Origin of the sequence: Pararhizobium sp. (assembly GCF_965279435.1) — a bacterium.
GTDB lineage: Bacteria > Pseudomonadota > Alphaproteobacteria > Rhizobiales > Rhizobiaceae > Pararhizobium.
This window is the reverse complement of the sequence record NZ_CBDIHY010000003.1, coordinates 2,923,607-2,941,972: the sequence shown is the minus strand read 5'-3', so window position 1 is coordinate 2,941,972 and position 18,366 is coordinate 2,923,607. Positions and strand designations below refer to the sequence as shown.

At 60.1% G+C, this 18,366-nt stretch carries 17 protein-coding genes; 9 read left to right on the top strand and 8 right to left on the bottom strand.

The genetic code is table 11. The features are described from left to right. Positions 1-101: 101 nt before the first annotated feature. A complete protein-coding gene (gcvA, locus tag ACQY8Q_RS19890; protein WP_428428144.1) occupies positions 102-1,028 on the top strand; it encodes a transcriptional regulator GcvA in 927 nt (308 codons plus the stop codon). On the opposite strand, the gene ACQY8Q_RS19885 is transcribed toward gcvA, so the two are convergent. Together ACQY8Q_RS19885 and ACQY8Q_RS19880 are read right to left on the bottom strand one after the other, a co-directional pair. Further along, a complete protein-coding gene (locus ACQY8Q_RS19885; RefSeq protein WP_428428143.1) occupies positions 1,029-1,931 on the bottom strand; it encodes a DMT family transporter in 903 nt (300 codons plus the stop codon). It abuts the gene before it with no gap. Positions 1,932-2,129: 198 nt separating this feature from the next. Next, the gene (locus tag ACQY8Q_RS19880; RefSeq protein WP_428429829.1) at positions 2,130-3,638 is read right to left on the bottom strand and encodes a winged helix-turn-helix domain-containing tetratricopeptide repeat protein; all 1,509 of its coding nucleotides are present in this window, start codon (positions 3,636-3,638) and stop codon (positions 2,130-2,132) included. A 135-nt stretch (positions 3,639-3,773) separates the two neighbouring features. Here ACQY8Q_RS19880 and ACQY8Q_RS19875 point away from each other — a divergent pair, with 135 nt between their 5' ends. Both ACQY8Q_RS19875 and ACQY8Q_RS19870 read left to right on the top strand, forming a co-directional pair. Then, positions 3,774-4,028, top strand: a complete 255-nt coding sequence (locus ACQY8Q_RS19875; protein WP_428428142.1) for a DUF1127 domain-containing protein — start codon at positions 3,774-3,776, stop codon at positions 4,026-4,028. 9 nt (positions 4,029-4,037) lie between these two features. Next, positions 4,038-5,204 (top strand): MFS transporter, encoded by a 1,167-nt coding sequence (locus ACQY8Q_RS19870; RefSeq protein ID WP_428428141.1) that lies wholly within the window; start codon positions 4,038-4,040, stop codon positions 5,202-5,204. 33 nt (positions 5,205-5,237) lie between these two features. Here ACQY8Q_RS19870 and ACQY8Q_RS19865 read toward each other — a convergent pair whose 3' ends face one another. Then, positions 5,238-6,101, bottom strand: coding sequence for a DMT family transporter (locus tag ACQY8Q_RS19865; protein ID WP_428428140.1), 864 nt, complete (start codon positions 6,099-6,101; stop codon positions 5,238-5,240). A gap of 82 nt (positions 6,102-6,183) precedes the next feature. Here ACQY8Q_RS19865 and ACQY8Q_RS19860 point away from each other — a divergent pair, with 82 nt between their 5' ends. Next, positions 6,184-7,602, top strand: a complete 1,419-nt coding sequence (locus tag ACQY8Q_RS19860) for a PLP-dependent aminotransferase family protein (RefSeq protein WP_428428139.1) — start codon at positions 6,184-6,186, stop codon at positions 7,600-7,602. Between the two features lie 171 nt (positions 7,603-7,773). After that, complete coding sequence (locus tag ACQY8Q_RS19855; RefSeq protein WP_428428138.1) at positions 7,774-7,926, top strand: hypothetical protein; 153 nt, start codon at positions 7,774-7,776, stop codon at positions 7,924-7,926. 9 nt (positions 7,927-7,935) lie between these two features. Here ACQY8Q_RS19855 and ACQY8Q_RS19850 read toward each other — a convergent pair whose 3' ends face one another. Then, complete coding sequence (locus ACQY8Q_RS19850) at positions 7,936-8,778, bottom strand: GNAT family N-acetyltransferase (protein ID WP_428428137.1); 843 nt, start codon at positions 8,776-8,778, stop codon at positions 7,936-7,938. Positions 8,779-8,954: 176 nt separating this feature from the next. Here ACQY8Q_RS19850 and ACQY8Q_RS19845 point away from each other — a divergent pair, with 176 nt between their 5' ends. Continuing rightward, entirely contained in the window at positions 8,955-9,881 is a 927-nt protein-coding gene (locus ACQY8Q_RS19845) for a Gfo/Idh/MocA family protein (protein WP_428428136.1), read from the top strand. A 253-nt stretch (positions 9,882-10,134) separates the two neighbouring features. Here the strand turns inward: ACQY8Q_RS19845 and ACQY8Q_RS19840 are convergent, their stop codons facing one another. The 4 genes from ACQY8Q_RS19840 to ACQY8Q_RS19825 all read right to left on the bottom strand — a co-directional run bounded on the left by ACQY8Q_RS19840 (position 10,135) and on the right by ACQY8Q_RS19825 (position 13,385). After that, a complete protein-coding gene (locus ACQY8Q_RS19840; protein WP_428428135.1) occupies positions 10,135-10,536 on the bottom strand; it encodes a hypothetical protein in 402 nt (133 codons plus the stop codon). A gap of 58 nt (positions 10,537-10,594) precedes the next feature. After that, a complete protein-coding gene (locus tag ACQY8Q_RS19835) occupies positions 10,595-10,951 on the bottom strand; it encodes an HNH endonuclease (protein WP_428428134.1) in 357 nt (118 codons plus the stop codon). Between the two features lie 479 nt (positions 10,952-11,430). Then, positions 11,431-11,880 (bottom strand): DNA polymerase III subunit chi, encoded by a 450-nt coding sequence (locus ACQY8Q_RS19830; protein ID WP_428428133.1) that lies wholly within the window; start codon positions 11,878-11,880, stop codon positions 11,431-11,433. 8 nt (positions 11,881-11,888) lie between these two features. After that, positions 11,889-13,385: a leucyl aminopeptidase gene (locus tag ACQY8Q_RS19825; protein ID WP_428428132.1), complete on the bottom strand. Its 1,497-nt coding sequence runs from the start codon at positions 13,383-13,385 to the stop codon at positions 11,889-11,891. Between the two features lie 323 nt (positions 13,386-13,708). Here ACQY8Q_RS19825 and lptF point away from each other — a divergent pair, with 323 nt between their 5' ends. Genes lptF through ACQY8Q_RS19810 form a run of 3 tightly spaced genes read left to right on the top strand, consistent with a single transcriptional unit; the run spans position 13,709 to position 18,296 of the window. Continuing rightward, positions 13,709-14,884 carry an LPS export ABC transporter permease LptF gene (gene lptF, locus ACQY8Q_RS19820; protein ID WP_428428131.1) on the top strand — a complete coding sequence of 392 codons (1,176 nt, stop codon included), beginning with the start codon at positions 13,709-13,711 and terminating at the stop codon, positions 14,882-14,884. Then, positions 14,881-15,966 (top strand): LPS export ABC transporter permease LptG, encoded by a 1,086-nt coding sequence (gene lptG / locus ACQY8Q_RS19815; protein WP_428428130.1) that lies wholly within the window; start codon positions 14,881-14,883, stop codon positions 15,964-15,966. The genes lptF and lptG overlap by 4 nt, the downstream gene beginning before the upstream one ends. Then, entirely contained in the window at positions 15,966-18,296 is a 2,331-nt protein-coding gene (locus ACQY8Q_RS19810; protein WP_428428129.1) for an LPS-assembly protein LptD, read from the top strand. The genes lptG and ACQY8Q_RS19810 overlap by 1 nt, the downstream gene beginning before the upstream one ends. The last annotated feature ends 70 nt before the right edge of the window (positions 18,297-18,366 follow it).

Genomic DNA, 18,366 nt, shown 5'->3' with positions numbered 1-18,366 from the left:
GCGTATGGCTGTTCGCCCTTGACCAGCTATTGGCCATTGCGCGCAGGTGCGGAAGCAAATAATTCTAGTGCCATCTATTAGTTTTATTTGAAGATCGCCCCATGACCCGACACATTCCCGGCACACGGTCCCTGCAGGTGCTCGAGGCTGCCGGGCGGCATCTCAACTTTACCCGTGCAGCAGTGGAATTGAACCTGACCCCGGCCGCAGTCAGCCATCAGATCAAGGAATTCGAGTTGCAGCTCGGCGTCACGCTGTTCGTCCGCAAGGGCCGCTCGCTGCAACTGACGCCGGGCGGAGACATCCTCCATGAGGCGGCGTCGGACGCATTGGCGGCGCTGCGCCATGCCGCCGCCCGCGCAAGACGCAGCCAGGGGCAAACGAAGGTTCGGCTGAATGTCAACGCATCGACCTCGATCGCCGCCAAATGGCTGGTGCCCCGGCTCGACCAGTTCTTGAAGAAAGAACCGCATGCCGATGTCCGGCTGAATGTCTCCTGCGGCATGCAGGACTTCGATCGGAACGAGATCGATGTGGCCATCCAATTCGGCCCGGGAACATATCCCGGTCTGTCCACGGAGCGGCTGTTTAATCATGTCATCTACCCGGTCTGCAGCCCCAGGCTGCTTCAGGGCGAGCATCCGCTAACCGCGCCGGAAGATCTTCTCCGGCACACGCTCATCCAACAATCATGGAGCGGCCAAGGCGTCGTGTGGCCGGACTGGCATATGTGGATGCTGGCGGCGGGTATCGAGGGCTTCGAACCGAAGCCGGGGCTTCACTATACCGATACCCATCTTGCCATTCAGGCTGCCATCGACGGGCACGGTATCGCACTGGGAGACGAGGCTCTCGTGGCTGACGACCTGGCGGCCGGACGGCTTGTCCGGCCGTTTGCCCTGTCGATCGGCGGCCCGCCGACCTTTGCCTATTTTGTCATTTTTCCACCCGGCATGATGCAAAATCCGCTGGCGGCGAGTTTCATCCACTGGCTGCACACTGAGGCCCAAACGGACGGCGGCGCCTGATCAGGCAGGAACACGCTTGCGGGCCGGGATGGTCATGGCCATGACACCGGTGATGACGCAGGCAAGCCCCACCAGAGCTGTGCTGCTAATGCTTTCCCCGAGAAAAATGACGCCGATCGCCACGCCGATGGGCACGCGCAGATAGGCCTGCGCCGTCGTGCCGACGGAACCCAGCGTGTGCACAAGCCGGAAATAGATAACGAAGGCGAGTGCTGTCGAAAATACCGAGAGGCCCAGCAAGGCGAAAATCGAGGCCGTGGACGGCGCCAATGTCCATGGCTGCTCGATCGCCAGACTGAGCGGCATCAGGATGACAGCGCCGCAGATCAGCGACCCCGCCGCCGGCATCATCGGATCGAGCGACTTGAAGCCGCGGCCGAAGATGGCAGCGCCCGCGTAGCAGATCGTTGCGGCGACGATGGCGAGTTGGGCAGGCAGCTGGTCACCAGCACCGTTCAATGCTTCCAGACCAACGACAAGGGTAATTCCCGCAATGCCGGCGATCACGCCGAACAGTTTGCGTCCCGTCACCGATTCGTGGCGGGTGAGAACCGCAGTGAGCAGGAACGCAAAGATCGGCGTCGTCGAGTTCAGGATGGCGGCAAGTCCCGCATCGACGGTTTGTTCCGCCCAGGCGATCAGGGTGAAGGGGATGGCGCTGTTCAGGCAGGCCTGAAACAGAAACCGTCCCCACGTCGCTTTATCCTTCGGCAGGGAAAGCCCCCGCACGCGCAGGACTGCCAGCAGCAGCAGGCCGGCGATCAGCGTGCGCGTGGCAATCAGCGTAATCGGTGGAATGGTCTCCACGCCGATCTTGATGAAGGTATAGGAAGCGCCCCAGAGCGTGGCGAGCGCCAACAGCAGCGCCAGTTCCTTTTTCAGGTTTATCGTATCCGGTGTCATGATCGTCCCGCGTCCAAAGGATTGCCAAATTCCATCCTGCTATATCGCGCTTGCTGCCGGAATGCTTCGATGAAGACCGAAGTAAGGACGTTTCTCTCGCTGCCCGGCAAAGAACCGCCCCGGTGACCGCTTCAGCCATCCCCGCCCTCGGGTGGCAGTCGACTTTCAGATCGACGGGCCAGGGATCCCGGCGGCATCTCAGTCGGGCAGACCGGCCTTGCGGTAGCCATCGACAAAATGCTCCAGCGTCGCTGCATCACGGAACGGTTCGGTTTCGGCCCAGTGGCGGGTGGTAAAGTGCGGATTGCCGACGAGGAACAGCTCGGCTTCGGCGCGTGCCTCGTCAAGGCGGCCCAGTTGCGCAAGGCTTGCCGCCAGAAAACGGCGGGAGCTTGTGCTGTAGGTCTCGTCCCTGCGCAGGGTCTCGACGGCGGCGTGGTAGTCGCGGGCCGCATAGTGTGCCTGCCCCAGCGTCAGATAATACCAGCTTGCCGGATAAGGGTTCAGCCGGAACGCCTTGGCAATATGTTCAACGCCCTCCTCGATCCGCCCGGCAAGGACCATGATGTCGGATAACGCCGCAAAGGTATCGGCTTCGTTCGGGTCGAGCGCGATAGCCCTGGCGAATTCCGCATCGGCCTCGGCAAAGCTGCGCTCATAGGCAAGAAGGTAGGCCAGGACCCAGCGGCAGCCGGCATCGTTGGGATCCAGCGCCACCGCTTTACGCGCCAGTTCCAGGGCGACACTACGGTCAGGTTTCGTCGGCCCGCCACTGTGAACCCAGCCCATCCAGTGGTTCATGGCTAGCCAGCGATAGGCCTCGGCGTAATCAGGATCGAGCGAAATCGCGCGCGTCAGCATCAGATGCGCTTCACGAGCACTCTGCGGCGTGTCGTCCATCAGCTTGCGCGCCCGCACGCACAGATCGTAGGCCTCGATATTGTTCGGCCGGTTGCGCGGCAGCGGCGCGCGCAGGTGCCCGAGCAGCGCCTCGACGATCCTGGCTGTCACCTCGTCCTGAACGGCAAAGATATCATCCAGCGAGCGATCGAAGCGTTCCGCCCAGAGATGATCACCACTATCAGCATCGACCAGCTGGGCGTTGATGCGCACGCGGCCTGCGGCACGCCGGGCGCTGCCCGTGAGCAAATAGCGCACGCCAAGGTCTTCGGCGATCGCACGCACATCCATCGGTTTTCCTCTGTAGGAAAAGGCCGAATTCCGGGCGATGACGAACAGGCCCGCAGTCCTGGACAGGTCGGTGATCAGGTCTTCGGTCAGCCCATCCGCGAATGTTTCTTGCCCGGGATCATCGCCGATATTGGCGAAGGGCAGCACGGCTATCGATGGTTTATCGGGCAGCGGCAAAGGTTTTCGCTTAGCATCGCCGCGTTTTTCGACACTGCCCAGAAAACGATAGCCGATACGCGGAACAGTGACGATCCATTCGCCACCGTCGGCGGCCGGACCGAGCAGCTTGCGCAGCTGCGAAATCTGCACCGTGAGGTTGCCCTCCTCGACGGCCATGCCAGGCCACGCCGCATCCATCAAGTCGCCTTTGCCGAGGATGTCGCCGGGCCGTCCGATCAGCGCCTCAAGCAGCTTTATCCCGCGATAACCAACGGCAACGGGATCATGGCCCCGAAGGAGCGTTCCCGCACCCGGATCAAGCACGAACGGACCAAAGGCAAAGCGCAATCCCCGCATAGGACGCATCTATAGTCCGTTTGGAAGTTTTTGCGAACTTTTTGGCGGGGCTTAACGACGGCGCGGCTGACATGCTGCAGCATCATCTTCATCAGGCCGAGGGTCTTTTGATCCTCAAACCCTATGGAGGTTGCCATGAACAAGACCATCACCCTTGTTTCGCCCCACCATCGTGTGGCGCAACCGGGTTTCCCCATGAGTGCTGCGCCAGCGTCGCGCCGCTACAACCTGTCCAACGTCCGGCAGCTTATCTCTGTCTGGCGCGCGCGAAGACGCTTCCGTTGGGACCTCGAGCAGATAGCGGAGAACAATCCGCATCTGATCGACGATATCGGTCTGAGGCGGTGGCAGATCGAGGCGGAGATCGCCAAGCGATTCTGGGAGGCATAGGGACCGTAGATGACCGCAGAAAGCACGACATCATCGCCGCACGACCGTATCCCATGGGCCGCCATGGCCGGCATCATCGCGACGGTTACGGTATTCGCCGTGGCGCAGGGGCTGACCTATCCGCTGCTCAGCTTGATCCTCGAGCGGCAGGCAATACCCTCCGGCCTGATTGGCTTGTCAGCGGCGATGACACCTTTGGGCTTTGTCGTATCGGCGCCGTTCATTCCGGTACTGACGCGCAAAGGCGGCGGGGCGCGGCTTGCCATCCTCTGCTCGGTCCTTGCGGCCGCCACGCTCGCCGCGATTGCCGGGACACAAAACGTCTGGGCCTGGATGCCGTTGCGTTTCCTGCTTGGCGTCTTTGCCAATCCGCTTTCCGTCATCAGCGAGACCTGGCTGATTTCGATCACACCAGCCGCACGCCGGGCCCGCATCATGGGCCTCTATTCGTCGCTCGTTTCGGGGGGCTTTGCCGTCGGGCCGATTTCACTGGGGCTGGCCGGCACGCAGGGTTGGGCGCCCTTCATGGTCGGAATCGTCGCCTTCCTGCTGTGCGGGATGATCGTGCTTGCTGTCGTGCCGCGATTGCCGAAACTCTCATATGACGGTCAGGCAACATCCGTTGGCGGCTTTTTCGCCCTGGCGCCGCTGCTGCTGTTTGCGGTTTTCAGCGCTGCCGCCTTCGAGCAGGTCATGGTTTCCCTGTTTGCGGTCTATGGCGCAGCACTCGGCAGCACCGAGCCGCAGATTGTTGCGCTCATCACCTGCTTCATCGCCGGCAATGCCATGCTGCAGATTTTGCTCGGGCGCTTAGCCGAGACGTTTGGCTCGGCGCGAACCATGCTGATGTGCGCCCTGATGTCGCTGGCGGGTTGCCTGTTGTTGCCGCTGGTCTTCGGTTCGTGGCTCGTCTGGCCGCTGGTTTTCGGCCTGGGCGGGGTCTCGTTCGGGATCTACACCCTGTCGTTGATCCAACTCGGTGAACGTTTTAGTGGCCAGGCCCTGATCGCCGGCAACGCCGCCTTTGCGGCGATGTGGGGTATCGGCGGCATCATCGGCTCACCCACGGCAGGACTGGCCATGCAACTCTTCGGCCACCAGGGGCTACCATTATCCCTTGGCCTGCTGTGCGCCGTACTGGCACTGTTGCTGACCAACGCGAAATGGCGGGGCTGATCGTGCATTACCGGGCGGAGGTTGCTTCCGCTCCTACCGGGCGAACTTTCGTGCGCCTGCGACACAAAGGATGACCGCAACAGTGACCGCCAGCATCATCCAGCTCACCGGTTCATGCAACAGCGTTGCCGCCAATGCCAGGCCAAAGAAGGGCTGCAGCAGTTGCAGCTGGCCGACAGCGGCGATGCCGCCCTGCACGAGGCCGCGATACCAGAAGATGAAGCCGATCAGCATGCTGAACAGCGACACATAGGCAAGGCTCAGCCATGTGGGCAGCGCAATGCCGGAAAACGTCGGCGGCCTGAAGGCAAGCGACAGCGCCATCATCACCGGCAGCGACAGGACCAGTGCCCAGCAGATCACCTGCCAGCCACCGAGCGTGCGCGACAGTTTTGCCCCTTCGGCATAACCAAGCCCGCAGACGATGATGGCGGCAAGCATCAGCCCGTCGCCGAGAGGGGACGCTGCTCCACCCTGCACGAGCGCAAAACCGGCGACCAGTGCGCTACCGAGCGTCGAGAATATCCAGAACGCGGGTTTTGGCCGCTCACCGCCACGCAGCACGCCAAAAATCGCCGTCGCCAGCGGCAGCAGACCGACGAAAACAATGGAATGCGCCGAGGTGACATGCTGGAGCGCCAAGGCCGTCAAAAGCGGAAAGCCGACGACGACCCCGAGGGCGACGACGACGAGCGAGACGATATCGCCGCGCGAGGGCCGTTTCTGCCGGAAGACGACAAGCAGGCAAAGTGCCAGCAATCCGGCAATCGCCGCGCGCGCCACCGTCAGGAACACCGGGTCCAATTGCATCACCGCCACGCGCGTCGCGGGCAACGAGCCGCTGAAGATCACCACGCCGATCAATCCGTTGATCCATCCGCTCGCCATCCGGTCCATTCAACGCTCCTTCGTTGCGCTCTTATCGGCGGTGGTGGCTGGCAATACCAGCAACAGTCATATACAGTTTGGCGAAACTGTTATGGTATCGGATCACGTACAGATGAACAACGAGGCGACGAATGGCACCCGTATTGCAGCGGTTATCGCCGCGATCAGGCAGCGCATTGCCGGACGCAGCCTGACGGCAGGCGACAAACTACCGTCGATCCGGGCGTTTGCCCGAACCCTGCAGGTCTCCACGTCCACCGTGGTCGAAGCCTATGACCGCCTTGCCGCCGAAGGCGTGATCCAGCCACGTCCGGGCTCCGGCTTCTACGTGGCAAGCCAGGCAGTGCCCCTCGCCTTGTCGGAAATCGGACCGAAACTGGACCGGGCGGTCGATCCCTTCTGGGTGTCGCGCCAGTCGCTGGATGCGGGCAGCAATGATCTCAAGCCGGGATGCGGTTGGCTTCCGCCCTCCTGGTTACCGGATGACGGCGTACGCCGCGCCCTGCGAATCTTGGCGCGCGCCGACGGCGCCTCGCTTGCTGAGTATGGAGCGCCACTTGGGCTGCCACCGCTGCGCCAGTTGATCGCACGCCGCATGGGCGATCATGGCATCGACGCATCGCCGGACCAGATTATGCTGACGGAATCGGGAACGCAGGCGCTGGATCTCATGTGCCGGTTCCTGCTCGAGCCGGGCGACACCGTCATGATCGACGATCCCTGCTATTTCAATTTTCATGCGCTGCTGCGCGCCCACCGCGCCCGCATCGTCAGCGTTGCCTATACGCCCACCGGCCCGGATATCGAGCAGTTTGCCAAGGTGCTGCAGGAGCACAAGCCGCGGCTCTACATCACCAATTCCGCTATCCACAACCCGACCGGAGCGACGTTATCGCTGGTGACGGCGCACCGCGTACTGAAACTGGCCGAACAGGCGGGGCTGACCATTATCGAGGACGATATCTTCGCCGATTTCGAGCATGTTGCCGCCCCAAGGCTTGCCGCCTTCGATGGGCTTGAGCGCGTCATCCATATCGGCAGCTTTTCCAAAACCCTGTCGGCTTCGGCGCGCTGCGGCTTTATCGCCGCCCGGCCGGACTGGATCGAGGGGCTGATCGACCTGAAGATCGCCACCACATTTGGCGGCGGCCCCCTCACCGCCGAACTGGTGCTGAATGTGCTGCGCGACGGAAGCTACCGCAAACACATGGAGGGCTTACGCTTGCGCCTCTCCCGCGCCATGACTGAGGTCAACATCCGGCTGAAAAACCTCGGGCTCGTGCCATGGATCGAGCCGCAGGCCGGGATGTTTTTGTGGAGCCGGCTGCCGGACGGACTTGATTCGGCGGATATCGCCCGGGAAGCACTGGCAGACAATATCGTCCTGGCCCCCGGTAACGTCTTCAGCCTGTCGCAATCGGCGACCAGCTTTTTGCGGTTCAATGTCTCTCAGTCGCAGGATGAGCGTGTCTTTGCAGCGCTGCGCAAGGCCATGGCCCGAAAGCGATAGCCGCTCCGTGCAGGCACCGGACGAGCGCTCATCCACAAGCGAACGCTAAAATTTTACCAAAACCTTTAACCCACCGTTCAAATCGAGGCTTTAACTTTCCGCTCCATGAAGAACGAAACCCAAAATGCCTTCCGGTTCCGGCGCGTCAAATGGGGAGATCCCAGGCACGCCATGAATGCGTTGCGCAACAAGGAGCCGGTTTTCGTCGACGAAGCTGAGACATCCGGCCGCCTGTTCTGGGTGCTGGTCGCCCTTCTGGTGATCGCCGTCTTCGTCAGCATCATCGTCTTCGGCAGCCATCGCCAGCTGCCCTTCTGGAACTGATCCCAACCTTTATCCCAGCTCGAACGTGGTAATGCCGTAAAACTGACCCAGCGGCAGGTCCGGCACCGGACCGCGATACATCCGCGCCGTTTCAAACACCGGCTTCAGATTGTAGCGATCACACAGCGCGCGGGCTGCGGCATTGGGCTCGGGGATATCGAGATAGACCTGGCCGCCCCCAACACTGGTTACCAGCTTGCGGAAAATCAGGTCGGCATTCGTTTCGCTGTCGGCGAACAGCGGACCGATCTTGTGGCCCTCGCGGCAGGCGCGGATGGTGCCGTAGCCGGCAATTTCGGAATTGCGCAGCAGCGCAAAGCTTTCGCGCGTATCCATTGCCTTCAGCCACTCGCGCAGGAACGCATCTCTTCTTGCCGGATTGAACCGCGCATCATAATCGGCCAGCATCGGCACAAGAACGGGAGAGACAGAGACCAGCTCGGTGCCGGGCGGCTCGGTGCACTGGATCTCGCCGCCATAGCGGAAGTTGGCATGGGCGTAGACGAAGCCCGACTTGCAATAATTGTCCTGCTGGGCGACCACGCCATCAAGCCCGACCGTGCGGCTGCCCGCCTCCGCCAGTGCCCGTTGCCAAAGGGCAAGACCGATCCCCTGCCCGCGATAGTCCGGATGCGCCATGTAGAACCCGAGGAACGCATAGGTCTCATCGTAACGCACCAGCGACAGAGCTGCGGCCATGACGCCGTCCTCCTCGGCAATCCAGTAACCGTCCGGATCTGCCGCCCAGAAGGCCGCTGCATCGTCGATACCGGGGTTCCAGCCCTCTCTGGCCGCCCAGTCGATCAGGACATCAAGATCGGCTCGGCCGGCTTTTCGAATGATCGGGGGCATGGGCACTCCTGTTTGACATTGCAGACTACCCAAATAGCGCAACTTGGCTATTGTCCACCACCCGCAGTGACGATTGTCGTCAGGTCATCGTTAGCGCAAGCGACAGGCGCTTGCCCGCGATTGTCTTTCTGATACAAAAGCCCACCATAAAAGTCATACAAATCGAGCGAAGCACCATGAGTCCCATCCATATCTCGATCGTCGGCGTCGGCAAGATCGTCCGCGACCAGCATCTTCCTTCCATTGCCAAGAATGCGGATTACAAGCTGATCGCTGCCGCCAGCCGCCACGGCGTCGTCGATGGCATCGACAATTTCAAGTCAATCGAAGCCATGCTCGACGCGGTTCCGGCCATCGATGCCGTGTCGCTCTGCATGCCGCCGCAGTTCCGCTATGCTGCTGCCCGTACCGCACTTGAGGCCGGCAAGCATGTGTTCCTGGAAAAGCCGCCGGGTGCGACGTTGAGCGAAGTCGCCGACCTTCAGGCGTTGGCCGACGAAAAGGGCCTGTCGCTGTTTGCCAGCTGGCATTCGCGCTATGCGCCGGCCGTCGAAGCGGCAAAGTCTTTCCTTGCCTCGACGAAGATCAACGACGTCAAGGTGATCTGGAAGGAAGACGTGCGCCACTGGCATCCTAACCAGGACTGGATTTGGGCCGCCGGCGGTCTCGGCGTCTTCGATCCCGGAATCAACGCCCTATCGATCGTCACGCATATCTTGCCGAACCCGCTGTTCATCACCTCGGCGACGCTGGAGTTCCCGGAAAACCGCGACGCGCCGATTGCCGCCTCGATCGTCTTCAGCGACGCCAACAATCTGCCGGTTTCCGCCGAATTCGACTGGCGCCAGACCGGCCACCAGAGCTGGGATATCGTTGCCGAAACCGACGCCGGCATGATGGTGCTGGCCGAAGGTGGCGCCAAGCTGTCGATCGACGGCAAGCTGGTGCATGACGAGCCGGAGCAGGAATACCCGGCCCTCTACGCCCGCTTCGCCGACATCATCAAGGCAAAGACATCGGACGTCGATCTGGCGCCGCTGCGGCACGTGGCCGATGCCTTCATGCTGGGACGGCGCAAGTTCGTGGATGCGTTTTTCGATTGAGCCTGCAGGCTACCTGAAAAATAAAAAGGCCGTGGAGCGATCCACGGCCAACGCCTGTTTTGACATCGAACCGGCTATAACGCAGACATTGTGAGCGATTTTACGCGCTGAAAATATCTGCATCCAGCATCCGGCACACTCGGTTGTCGTCGGACGCCCATTTTACAACAATGGCACGGCGTCCGCTTTCGGCCCATTGCAGCCATTGTGAGGAGACTGCCAGCAACCTTTATCAGCGCAACGCGGTAGACGGCTAGCAAGGCATCCTTCCCCTGTTGCGTTTTCGATAACTCAGGGCTTTTTCCACGCTGACAATATCTTTTCTCGATGCGGCTCCCTCCTCAAGTACGACGACACCTGGGAGATAATCACGTCCTCCGCAGGGCCTGCGAAGAGCCTTGAGAACAGGACCGTTGATAAACAGATAGCGGCCGAGGTCAACGCAGTTCGGTTCTCCTGTCTCGATCAGATTGCCATTGGCATCACACCTCTCGATATAGGGGAAATTATCTGCTGCGGCTGAAAGCCGGCTAACGGCAGCGGCCGTGCTATACACCTCCCACAGAAAAAATGCGACAAAAGCGACACATCCGAAGAATACACTGAGCCGGTAAAGGCCACGGGCAACACTGGGATTGGCTGCGTCATCCGGCATTTAATATTCTCTACATTAGGACCGATGTCTCTTACTGGCGCAAACCTGCCGTTGCCGGTTAAGGCTTGCGCCCTCTGCCTCGACCCGACGACTGTCGTGATTCCTTCGCCGAATCCGAAAAACCTGGAGGCTTGCTTTTTACCCAGGCAACGAATGTTTGCACCGCAGGGTCTTCAAGAATGGCCTCGATCGTGGAGAACTTCTTGGCGAGTTGGGCATCAGTAAAAATCGCATGTATCTGGTCGTGGCAGATACGGTGCAGGCAAACGGTTTTCTTGCCACCTTTGCTCTTGGGGACGAGATGATGCTCGTCTTGCTGATCATCCGGGATCACGCGCTCGCACATTGGACAAAGCACCGGCTCAGGCACCGCCACGTCCCATGAAGCCAATTCGTCTCTGTTTTTGCGGGCCATCGGTCCATCATCCTAAGCGCTGCCGGCCTTGCTTCCATTTTGCTTGGATCGATGCAGGCCCTTGTACCCGCAGATAACGCTTCTCATCAGGCGGAGCAATGCTGTTCTAAACCAACCCTGGGCCATGGCATGGAAGTAGTTCTGGACCACCTTATCTGAGCAGCATTATGATCGCCACTATTCGCACCAGTGCCACTTCCCGATATGAGCGACCAAGAGATTGGCAGTCTGGGTGTACCTTTTGCTTTTGTTCAGTTGTCGACCACTGGTGGACGGAGGCTGAGTGTATGGCGACGAATTTGTTCGCCGATAGAAATGCCTTTAAGGCCAATCAACTTCACGATTATTTTGCCGCACAGCCGACGTTGCGTCACAAACGGTGGTAGCATAAATTCGAATTTCACAACCGTTTCCTGCGGCAACACGCCTTCCACATAATAGAGCGATCGTTGGCTTTTTTCGTTTAATGCGTGAAAGCATCAAGCCTTCTTCACCCAGCGCCCATCCTGATTCTGCTGCCAATAAGTCAGCGCATGCCCCTCGCCTTTCAGCACCTTCCAGTGCGCCCGCGCGCCTTCAAGCTGTTCCTGATCATAGCCGTCGAACATGAACACCACCCGCTCGTAGGTGCCGACCGGCGGTGGCACAGCGCCGTCGATGATGAAGCGAACGGTGGCACTGTTGGCGTTACCGTCACCAGCAGTCAGCAAGATCGGCTGGTCACCGGAAAACTCCGTCGCATCGGTGCCGTGCGGCAAAAAGCTGTCGTCGCGATAGGTCCACAGATGGTTGTCGAGCATGTCGCGGCGCTCGTCATCCGACGTCTGCACCACGACGCGCCAGCCGCGCTCGACACAGCGGTCAAGCAGGGGCGGCAGCGCGTCTTCGAGCTTGGATTCGGTCAGGTGGTAGAACAGGATTTCGGTCACGTCGCCGGTCAGCTCTCGTAATTGGAGCGAACGAGTTCATCAAGCAGACGAACACCGAAACCGGACGCCCAGGACTGGTTGACCTCGTCGGTCGGCGAGCCCATCGCGGTGCCGGCAATGTCGAGATGCGCCCACGGCGTGTCCTTGACGAAGCGCTTGAGAAACTGGGCGGCGGTGATCGAACCGGCATAACGGCCGCCTGTGTTCTTCATGTCGGCGAACTTGCTGTCGATCATCTTGTCATATTCCTTGCCGAGCGGCAGGCGCCACAGGCGCTCCTGCGTCGTCAGTCCGGCTGCGGTCAGCTGGCCGGCCAGCCGGTCGTCATTGGTGAACAGGCCGGCGTGATGGCTGCCGAGCGCCACCATAACGGCACCGGTCAGGGTCGCCAGATTGATCATGAACTGCGGCTTGAAGCGGTCGTTGCAATACCACAGCGCATCACACAGCACGAGCCGGCCTTCGGCGTCGGTATTGATGATCTCGATGGTCTGGCCAGACATCGAGGTGACGATATCGCCCGGACGCTGGGCGTTGCCATCCGGCATGTTTTCCACCAGGCCGATAATCCCGACGACATTGGCCTTGGCCTTGCGGGTTGCCAGCACGTGCATCAGGCCGGTGACGGCGGCCGCACCACCCATGTCGCCCTTCATTTCCTCCATGCCGGCACCCGGCTTGATTGAAATACCGCCGCTGTCGAACACCACGCCCTTGCCGACGAAGGCGACCGGCCGGTCCTTCGGCTTGCCGCCCTTCCACTGCATGATCGCCAGCCGTGGCGGCCGCACCGAGCCCTGCGCCACGCCGAGCAGTGCGCCCATGCCGAGCTTCTTCATTTCCCGTTCGGTGAGGATTTCGACTTCGACGCCAAGCTTTTCCAGCTCTTTCGCCTTGGCGGCGAATTCGACGGGGCCGAGAATGTTGGCGGGTTCGTTGACCAGGTCACGCGCAATGAACACACCCTCGGCGATCGCCTGCGAATAAACCGCGGCCTTCTTGGCGGCGATAACGGCGCCGGTAACGATGGTCACCTTGACCGGTTTCGGCGGGCTCTTCTGGTCGTCATCGTCCTTCTTGGTCGTCTTGTAGGTGTCGAAGCTATAGGCATTCATTTCCATGCCGAGGGCAAAATCGGCCGCCGCCTTGCCGGACACCTCGAGACCGGGCGCATCAAGAAAAATTACCACCTTTTCCGCACCGCGGGTTTTCGACGCTGCCGCACCGCCGGCTTTCAGCCAGTCATGCGCCGTTAGGTCGGCGCCATCGCCGATGCCGAGCACCAGGATACGATCGACAGGCGCGCCCTGCGGCGCAACGATGTCCAGCGCACGGAGCGATTTTGCCTTGAACTTGGCGATTCGCGCGGCCTTGGCAATGATCGCATCCGGATCGGCTTCCGCAGCACCGGCCGCCTCTTTTCCGTCAAGAGTCTTGAGCAAGATTGCCAGGCCGCCCGACAGGCGGGCCGACTTGCTGAAACCGATTTCGAATTTCAATGACATGAAGAAACTCCAGAATTGCCTTGGGCCGAAGCCAGTCTGTTACATGGGGGTTACAGTGGCAAACATTCGCCATCAACCGCAAGCCCGGAAACAGGTTCATGCACCGTTGTTGGTTTCGATGACCTTGGCAAGGCGCTCCCTTATGTTTACATGCTGTTAACCATCATTCTTTGCCGAGCCTTAGCCCTGCTCCTTTACAATTTCGTTATCGTGGAAAACATGCAAACCGGTTCATTCAACGCGATAGGGACATCAGGCTCAGCCATGTCCAGACTGGCGGCAGGCAACCGGACGGACGGCAGGAAAATGGGCCAGGACCCCGCATGAAGTTGATCGAACGTTATATCCTGAAGCGGGCAACGGGCATGTTCTTTGCCACGCTTTTGCCGCTGATGGCGATTGTCTGGACGACGCAGGCGCTGACCAGCGTCAATCTGGTCACCGATAGCGGCCAGTCGACGCTGGCTTTCATGCGTCTTGCAACGCTGATCCTGCCCTCGATCATTCCGCTTATTCTTCCCTTCGCGCTGGTGATCGGCGTGGCGCAGACGCTGACAGCGATGAATGCCGATTCGGAGCTGACTGTCCTGAATGCCGCCGGCAGTTCGCGCATGACCATCATCCGCCCGGTGATCTATCTCGGTCTTGCCCTGAGCGCCGTGTCGTTCACCGTCGATAACTTCGTCGAGCCCTATTCACGCATGGCCGTGCGCAAGATGATCGCCACAGCCCATGCCGACCTTCTGTCCTCGGTCGTCCAGGAAAACACCTTCCGCAAGATTACCGATGGCCTCTATGTGCAGGTTGCCTCACGGCGCAACGGCGGCGTCCTGCACGGCATCTTCGTCGCCGATTCGCGCGATCCGGCCTATGAACTCGTCTATTACGCCCGCGAGGGCGCCGTCGACGACAGCGGCTCGGCGCTGGTGATGAAGGATGGCGAAGTGCACCGCAAGCTGCCGGATGGCAACGTCTCGATCATCAAATTCGACAGCTACGCCTTCGACCTGACCGACATGACCAAATCGGCCGGCCAGGCAACGATCCGCGCCAAGGACCGCGACCTGCCCTTCCTGATCAACCCTGACCCGAAGGATCCGGTTTATGTGAAAAATCCGGAATCTTTTACGGCCGAACTGCATCGCCGCTTCACCGAATGGACATATCCGCTGCTGTTTGCCCTGATCGCGCTGGTTTTCAGCAGCGATGCTCGGTCGCACCGGGAGGCTCGCGTCCATCCGATGATCACGGCGCTTTTGACCTGCCTGTTCATCCGCTGGACGACATTCTATGCGGCCAACAGTGCAGAAGAATCACGCTTCTTCATCCCGATCATGTATCTGATCCCGCTTGGCACCGGCTATCTGACGATACGCCAGCTGATGGGCAACAGACGGCTTGAAATTCCGCTCACACTGGAGCAGAAGGTCAAGGAGATTCTGGTTCGCCTGCGCCTGACCAAGGCCACCCCGGCATCTGACGGGAACCAGGTGAAATGATCTTCACGACGCTCGGGCGTTATTTTTTGAAGCGATACGCGATCACCACATTCTGGTTCCTCGCCGGTATCTTCGCGTTGATCTTCATCATCGACTTTAGCGAGCTTTCCAACCGGATGTCGCAGCTACCGCGCTATTCGGTCCTCGGCGCGCTGTTGATGACGACATTCCGCATTCCAACGATCCTACAGCAAACGGTGCCGTTCGTTGCCCTGTTTGCCGGCATGGCGTCGCTGATTTCGCTCAATCGCCGCTATGAACTGGTGGTGACGCGCGCCGCCGGGATTTCAGCGTGGCAGTTCCTGCAGCCCTTCGTGATCGGCGCGTTCCTGTTTGGAATTGGAACGGTGGTCGCACTCAATCCGATCGCATCGTGGGGAACAAAACAGGCAGAAGCGCTTGAGGCCGAATGGGGCAGCTCGTCCTCGGCCGCGTCGGCGATCTCCATCCCCTGGCTGCGCCAGATCTACGGGAACGACGATACGATCATCGGTGCCCGGTCCGTCCAGGACGAAGGCAAGACACTGGTCAACGTGACAGTGATCCATTTCGATCCGCTCGGTACGATCGTTTCGAGGCAGGACGCCGCCTCGGCAAAACTGGAAGATGGTTACTGGCTTCTTAACAACGTGACGGAAACCCGCAACGGGGAACTGCCACGTCGTATTGCAACGGTACAACTGCCGACGCACCTGAAGCCGGAGTTCGTTCAGGAAACGCTGACGAAGGCTGATTCTATTCAATTTTTCGACTTGAGACGAAAAATTGAAGTGGCGAAGTCGTTTGGCTTCCCAACCAACGCAATGGAAACCCAATTCCATTCCATGCTGGCGCTTCCACTGCTTCTGGTCGCAATGACTCTGATCGCTGCAAGCGTCTCTTTAAAATTTAGCCGGTTTAACCAATCGAGACCGGTAATTCTCGGTGGAATCCTGTCGGGCTTCGTGCTTTATGTCGTCACCGTGCTTGTCAAAGCATTCGGGAGCAGCGGCATAGTGCCTCCGTTCGTTGCAGCCTGGTTGCCAGTTGTTGTAGCGATGGCGTTGGGCTCGACGATTCTATTGCATGAGGAGGATGGCTAGTGGCGGCAAGCAACCGCAAACATATCAGGCTGCTGGCGGCCATTCTGCTTTCCGGTGTTGCGCTCCAGGCGCTGACTCCGATCGCACCCGCATGGGCACAAGAAACCAAGATCGATTCGTTCAATCCCAAGATGCCTGACGATGCCAAGATGCTTCTGTCGGCCAATGAACTTGTCTACAACAAGGACGCCGAGCGCGTGATCGTGCGCGGCGCAGTTCAGATCAATTATGGCGGCTACCAGATGGTCGCCCAGCAGGTCGAATACAGCCAGAAGACCGGGCGCATCATTGCGACCGGTCAAATCGAGCTGATCGAGCCCGGCGGCAACAAGGTCTATGCCGACCAGATGGACGTGACCGATGATTTCGGCAACGGCTTCATCGAGCGGCTGCGCGTCGAAACCACCGACCTGACCAAGCTTGCAGCCGTAACCGGCGAGCGGCGCAATGGCGAGGAGATGATCCTCAACAACGCCGTCTATACCGCCTGCACGCCCTGCGCGACCAATCCCGACTACAAGTCGCTCTGGCACGTCAAGGCGCAGCGCATCGTCCAGAATGGCAGGACCCATACGATCCGTATGGAGAACGCCAGGTTCGAGCTGTTCGGCAAGCCGATCCTGTATCTGCCGGTGCTCGAAGTTCCGGACCAGACGATCAAGCGCAAGAGCGGCTTCCTGTTTCCGAAATTCGGCTATACCCAGAAGCTCGGAGCGGGCATCAGCGTCCCCTACTATTGGGCGATTTCGCCTTATATGGATGCGACGGTTACAGCGACCGGCCTGACCCGTCAGGGTTTTCTGCTGCAGGGTGAGTTCCGCCAGCGCTTTGCAAATGGCGAACATATTCTCAGCATGGCCGGCATCAGCCAGCTCAACCGCAGCAGTTTCACCGGCAATACTGTCGATGCCCGGGAAACCAACCGCGGCATGATCGGCTCCAAGGGCACGTTCGAGATCAATCCGCGATGGGCTTTCGGCTGGGATGTTCTCGTTCAGAGCGACAACAACTTCGCCAAGACCTACGAGCTTTCGACCTTTGACGGAACGACGTTTACGAACCAGGCCTATCTGTCCGGTCTCGGCAAGCGCAATTCCTTCGATGCGCGCGCCTTCTATTTCGACATCCAGGATGCGGATCCCGACAGCCTTGCCGAAAACAAGCAGGCCGTTGCCCAGGTTCTCGACTATTCCTACACGCACCCGGAACCGGTGCTTGGCGGCGAACTGACGGCGGATATCAATCTGACCAACGTCAATCGCAATCGCGAGGACGACCTGATCATACCCGGCATTGTCGATCGCTTTCGCGGTCTCGAGGGCACCTATCAACGCCTGACTGCCGACCTGGAATGGAAACGCAACTTCATCGTTCCAGGCGGCCTGTCGCTGACGCCGATCCTTGCCGCCCGCGGCGATCTGATCGGATCGTCGATGGCCGACCCGGTCGGCTATACCGGTAACTTCGACAGCGACGACGCGGCGACGCGGCGGATGCTGACGGCCGGTATCGACGCGCGTTACCCGATCCTTTTGACGACGCAGTACAGTAGTCACATCATCGAGCCGATCGCACAGATTTTCGCCCGGCCGAACGAGGAATATGCCGGCGGCCTTCCGAACGAGGATGCGCAGAGCTTCGTGTTCGACGCAACATCGCTGTTCGACCGCGACAAGTTCTCGGGCTATGACCGCATCGAAGGCGGTACACGCGCCAATCTGGGCGTCCGCTATACCGGCGCCCTTGGCAACGGCTACGCCCTGCGCGCAATTGCCGGACAATCGTTCCATCTTGGTGGCGTCAATTCGTTTGCAAGCGACGACCTGGTCAAGGCTGGCGCCAATTCCGGCCTGGAAACCGACCGCTCCGACTATGTCGCCATGGTCGGCGTCGATGCCCCTTCCGGCATCACGGCAAGTTTAAGCAGCCGCTTCGACGAGCGTAATCTGGACTTGCGCCGGGCCGATGCAACGCTCGGCTACCAGGGTATCCTCTGGCAGACGGCCGTGACCTATACCAGCATCCAGGCGCAGCCGCTTTATGGCTCGACCAGGGACCAGGATGAAATCCAGACGGCGGCGGCCTATAAGTTCGCCGATTACTGGTCGGTGTTCGGCTCGGTTACCTACGACCTGAACAGCAATGTCATCACCCGCAATGGCGTCGGTATCACCTATGATGACCGGGATACGATCTTCTCGCTGGTCTACAAGGAAGAGCGCGACAGCAATCAATCGATCGCCAACGACTGGTCGATCGGCGCACGCATCAGCTTCCGCACACTCGGCGATATCAACGTTGGCGACGCAAAGTTCGACGCACTGAACTGAGGCGCGCCGTCCTGACGGCGCTTTCGTCTTGTCTGAGGCAGTCATGCCTCAGACGGAATGCAGGGTTTTT

What these genes read in the sequence shown, in the direction of transcription:
- lptG (WP_428428130.1), top strand. Translation starts at nt 14,881, where the DNA reads ATGATCTTCACGACGCTCGGGCGTTATTTTTTGAAGCGATACGCGATC.
- ACQY8Q_RS19870 (WP_428428141.1), top strand. Translation starts at nt 4,038, where the DNA reads ATGACCGCAGAAAGCACGACATCATCGCCGCACGACCGTATCCCATGG.
- ACQY8Q_RS19840 (WP_428428135.1), bottom strand. Translation starts at nt 10,536, where the DNA reads ATGCCGGATGACGCAGCCAATCCCAGTGTTGCCCGTGGCCTTTACCGG.
- ACQY8Q_RS19850 (WP_428428137.1), bottom strand. Translation starts at nt 8,778, where the DNA reads ATGCCCCCGATCATTCGAAAAGCCGGCCGAGCCGATCTTGATGTCCTG.
- ACQY8Q_RS19865 (WP_428428140.1), bottom strand. Translation starts at nt 6,101, where the DNA reads ATGGACCGGATGGCGAGCGGATGGATCAACGGATTGATCGGCGTGGTG.
- ACQY8Q_RS19835 (WP_428428134.1), bottom strand. Translation starts at nt 10,951, where the DNA reads ATGGCCCGCAAAAACAGAGACGAATTGGCTTCATGGGACGTGGCGGTG.
- gcvA (WP_428428144.1), top strand. Translation starts at nt 102, where the DNA reads ATGACCCGACACATTCCCGGCACACGGTCCCTGCAGGTGCTCGAGGCT.
- ACQY8Q_RS19855 (WP_428428138.1), top strand. Translation starts at nt 7,774, where the DNA reads ATGAATGCGTTGCGCAACAAGGAGCCGGTTTTCGTCGACGAAGCTGAG.
- lptF (WP_428428131.1), top strand. Translation starts at nt 13,709, where the DNA reads ATGAAGTTGATCGAACGTTATATCCTGAAGCGGGCAACGGGCATGTTC.
- ACQY8Q_RS19875 (WP_428428142.1), top strand. Translation starts at nt 3,774, where the DNA reads ATGAACAAGACCATCACCCTTGTTTCGCCCCACCATCGTGTGGCGCAA.
- ACQY8Q_RS19885 (WP_428428143.1), bottom strand. Translation starts at nt 1,931, where the DNA reads ATGACACCGGATACGATAAACCTGAAAAAGGAACTGGCGCTGCTGTTG.
- ACQY8Q_RS19845 (WP_428428136.1), top strand. Translation starts at nt 8,955, where the DNA reads ATGAGTCCCATCCATATCTCGATCGTCGGCGTCGGCAAGATCGTCCGC.
- ACQY8Q_RS19860 (WP_428428139.1), top strand. Translation starts at nt 6,184, where the DNA reads ATGGTATCGGATCACGTACAGATGAACAACGAGGCGACGAATGGCACC.
- ACQY8Q_RS19825 (WP_428428132.1), bottom strand. Translation starts at nt 13,385, where the DNA reads ATGTCATTGAAATTCGAAATCGGTTTCAGCAAGTCGGCCCGCCTGTCG.
- ACQY8Q_RS19880 (WP_428429829.1), bottom strand. Translation starts at nt 3,638, where the DNA reads ATGCGGGGATTGCGCTTTGCCTTTGGTCCGTTCGTGCTTGATCCGGGT.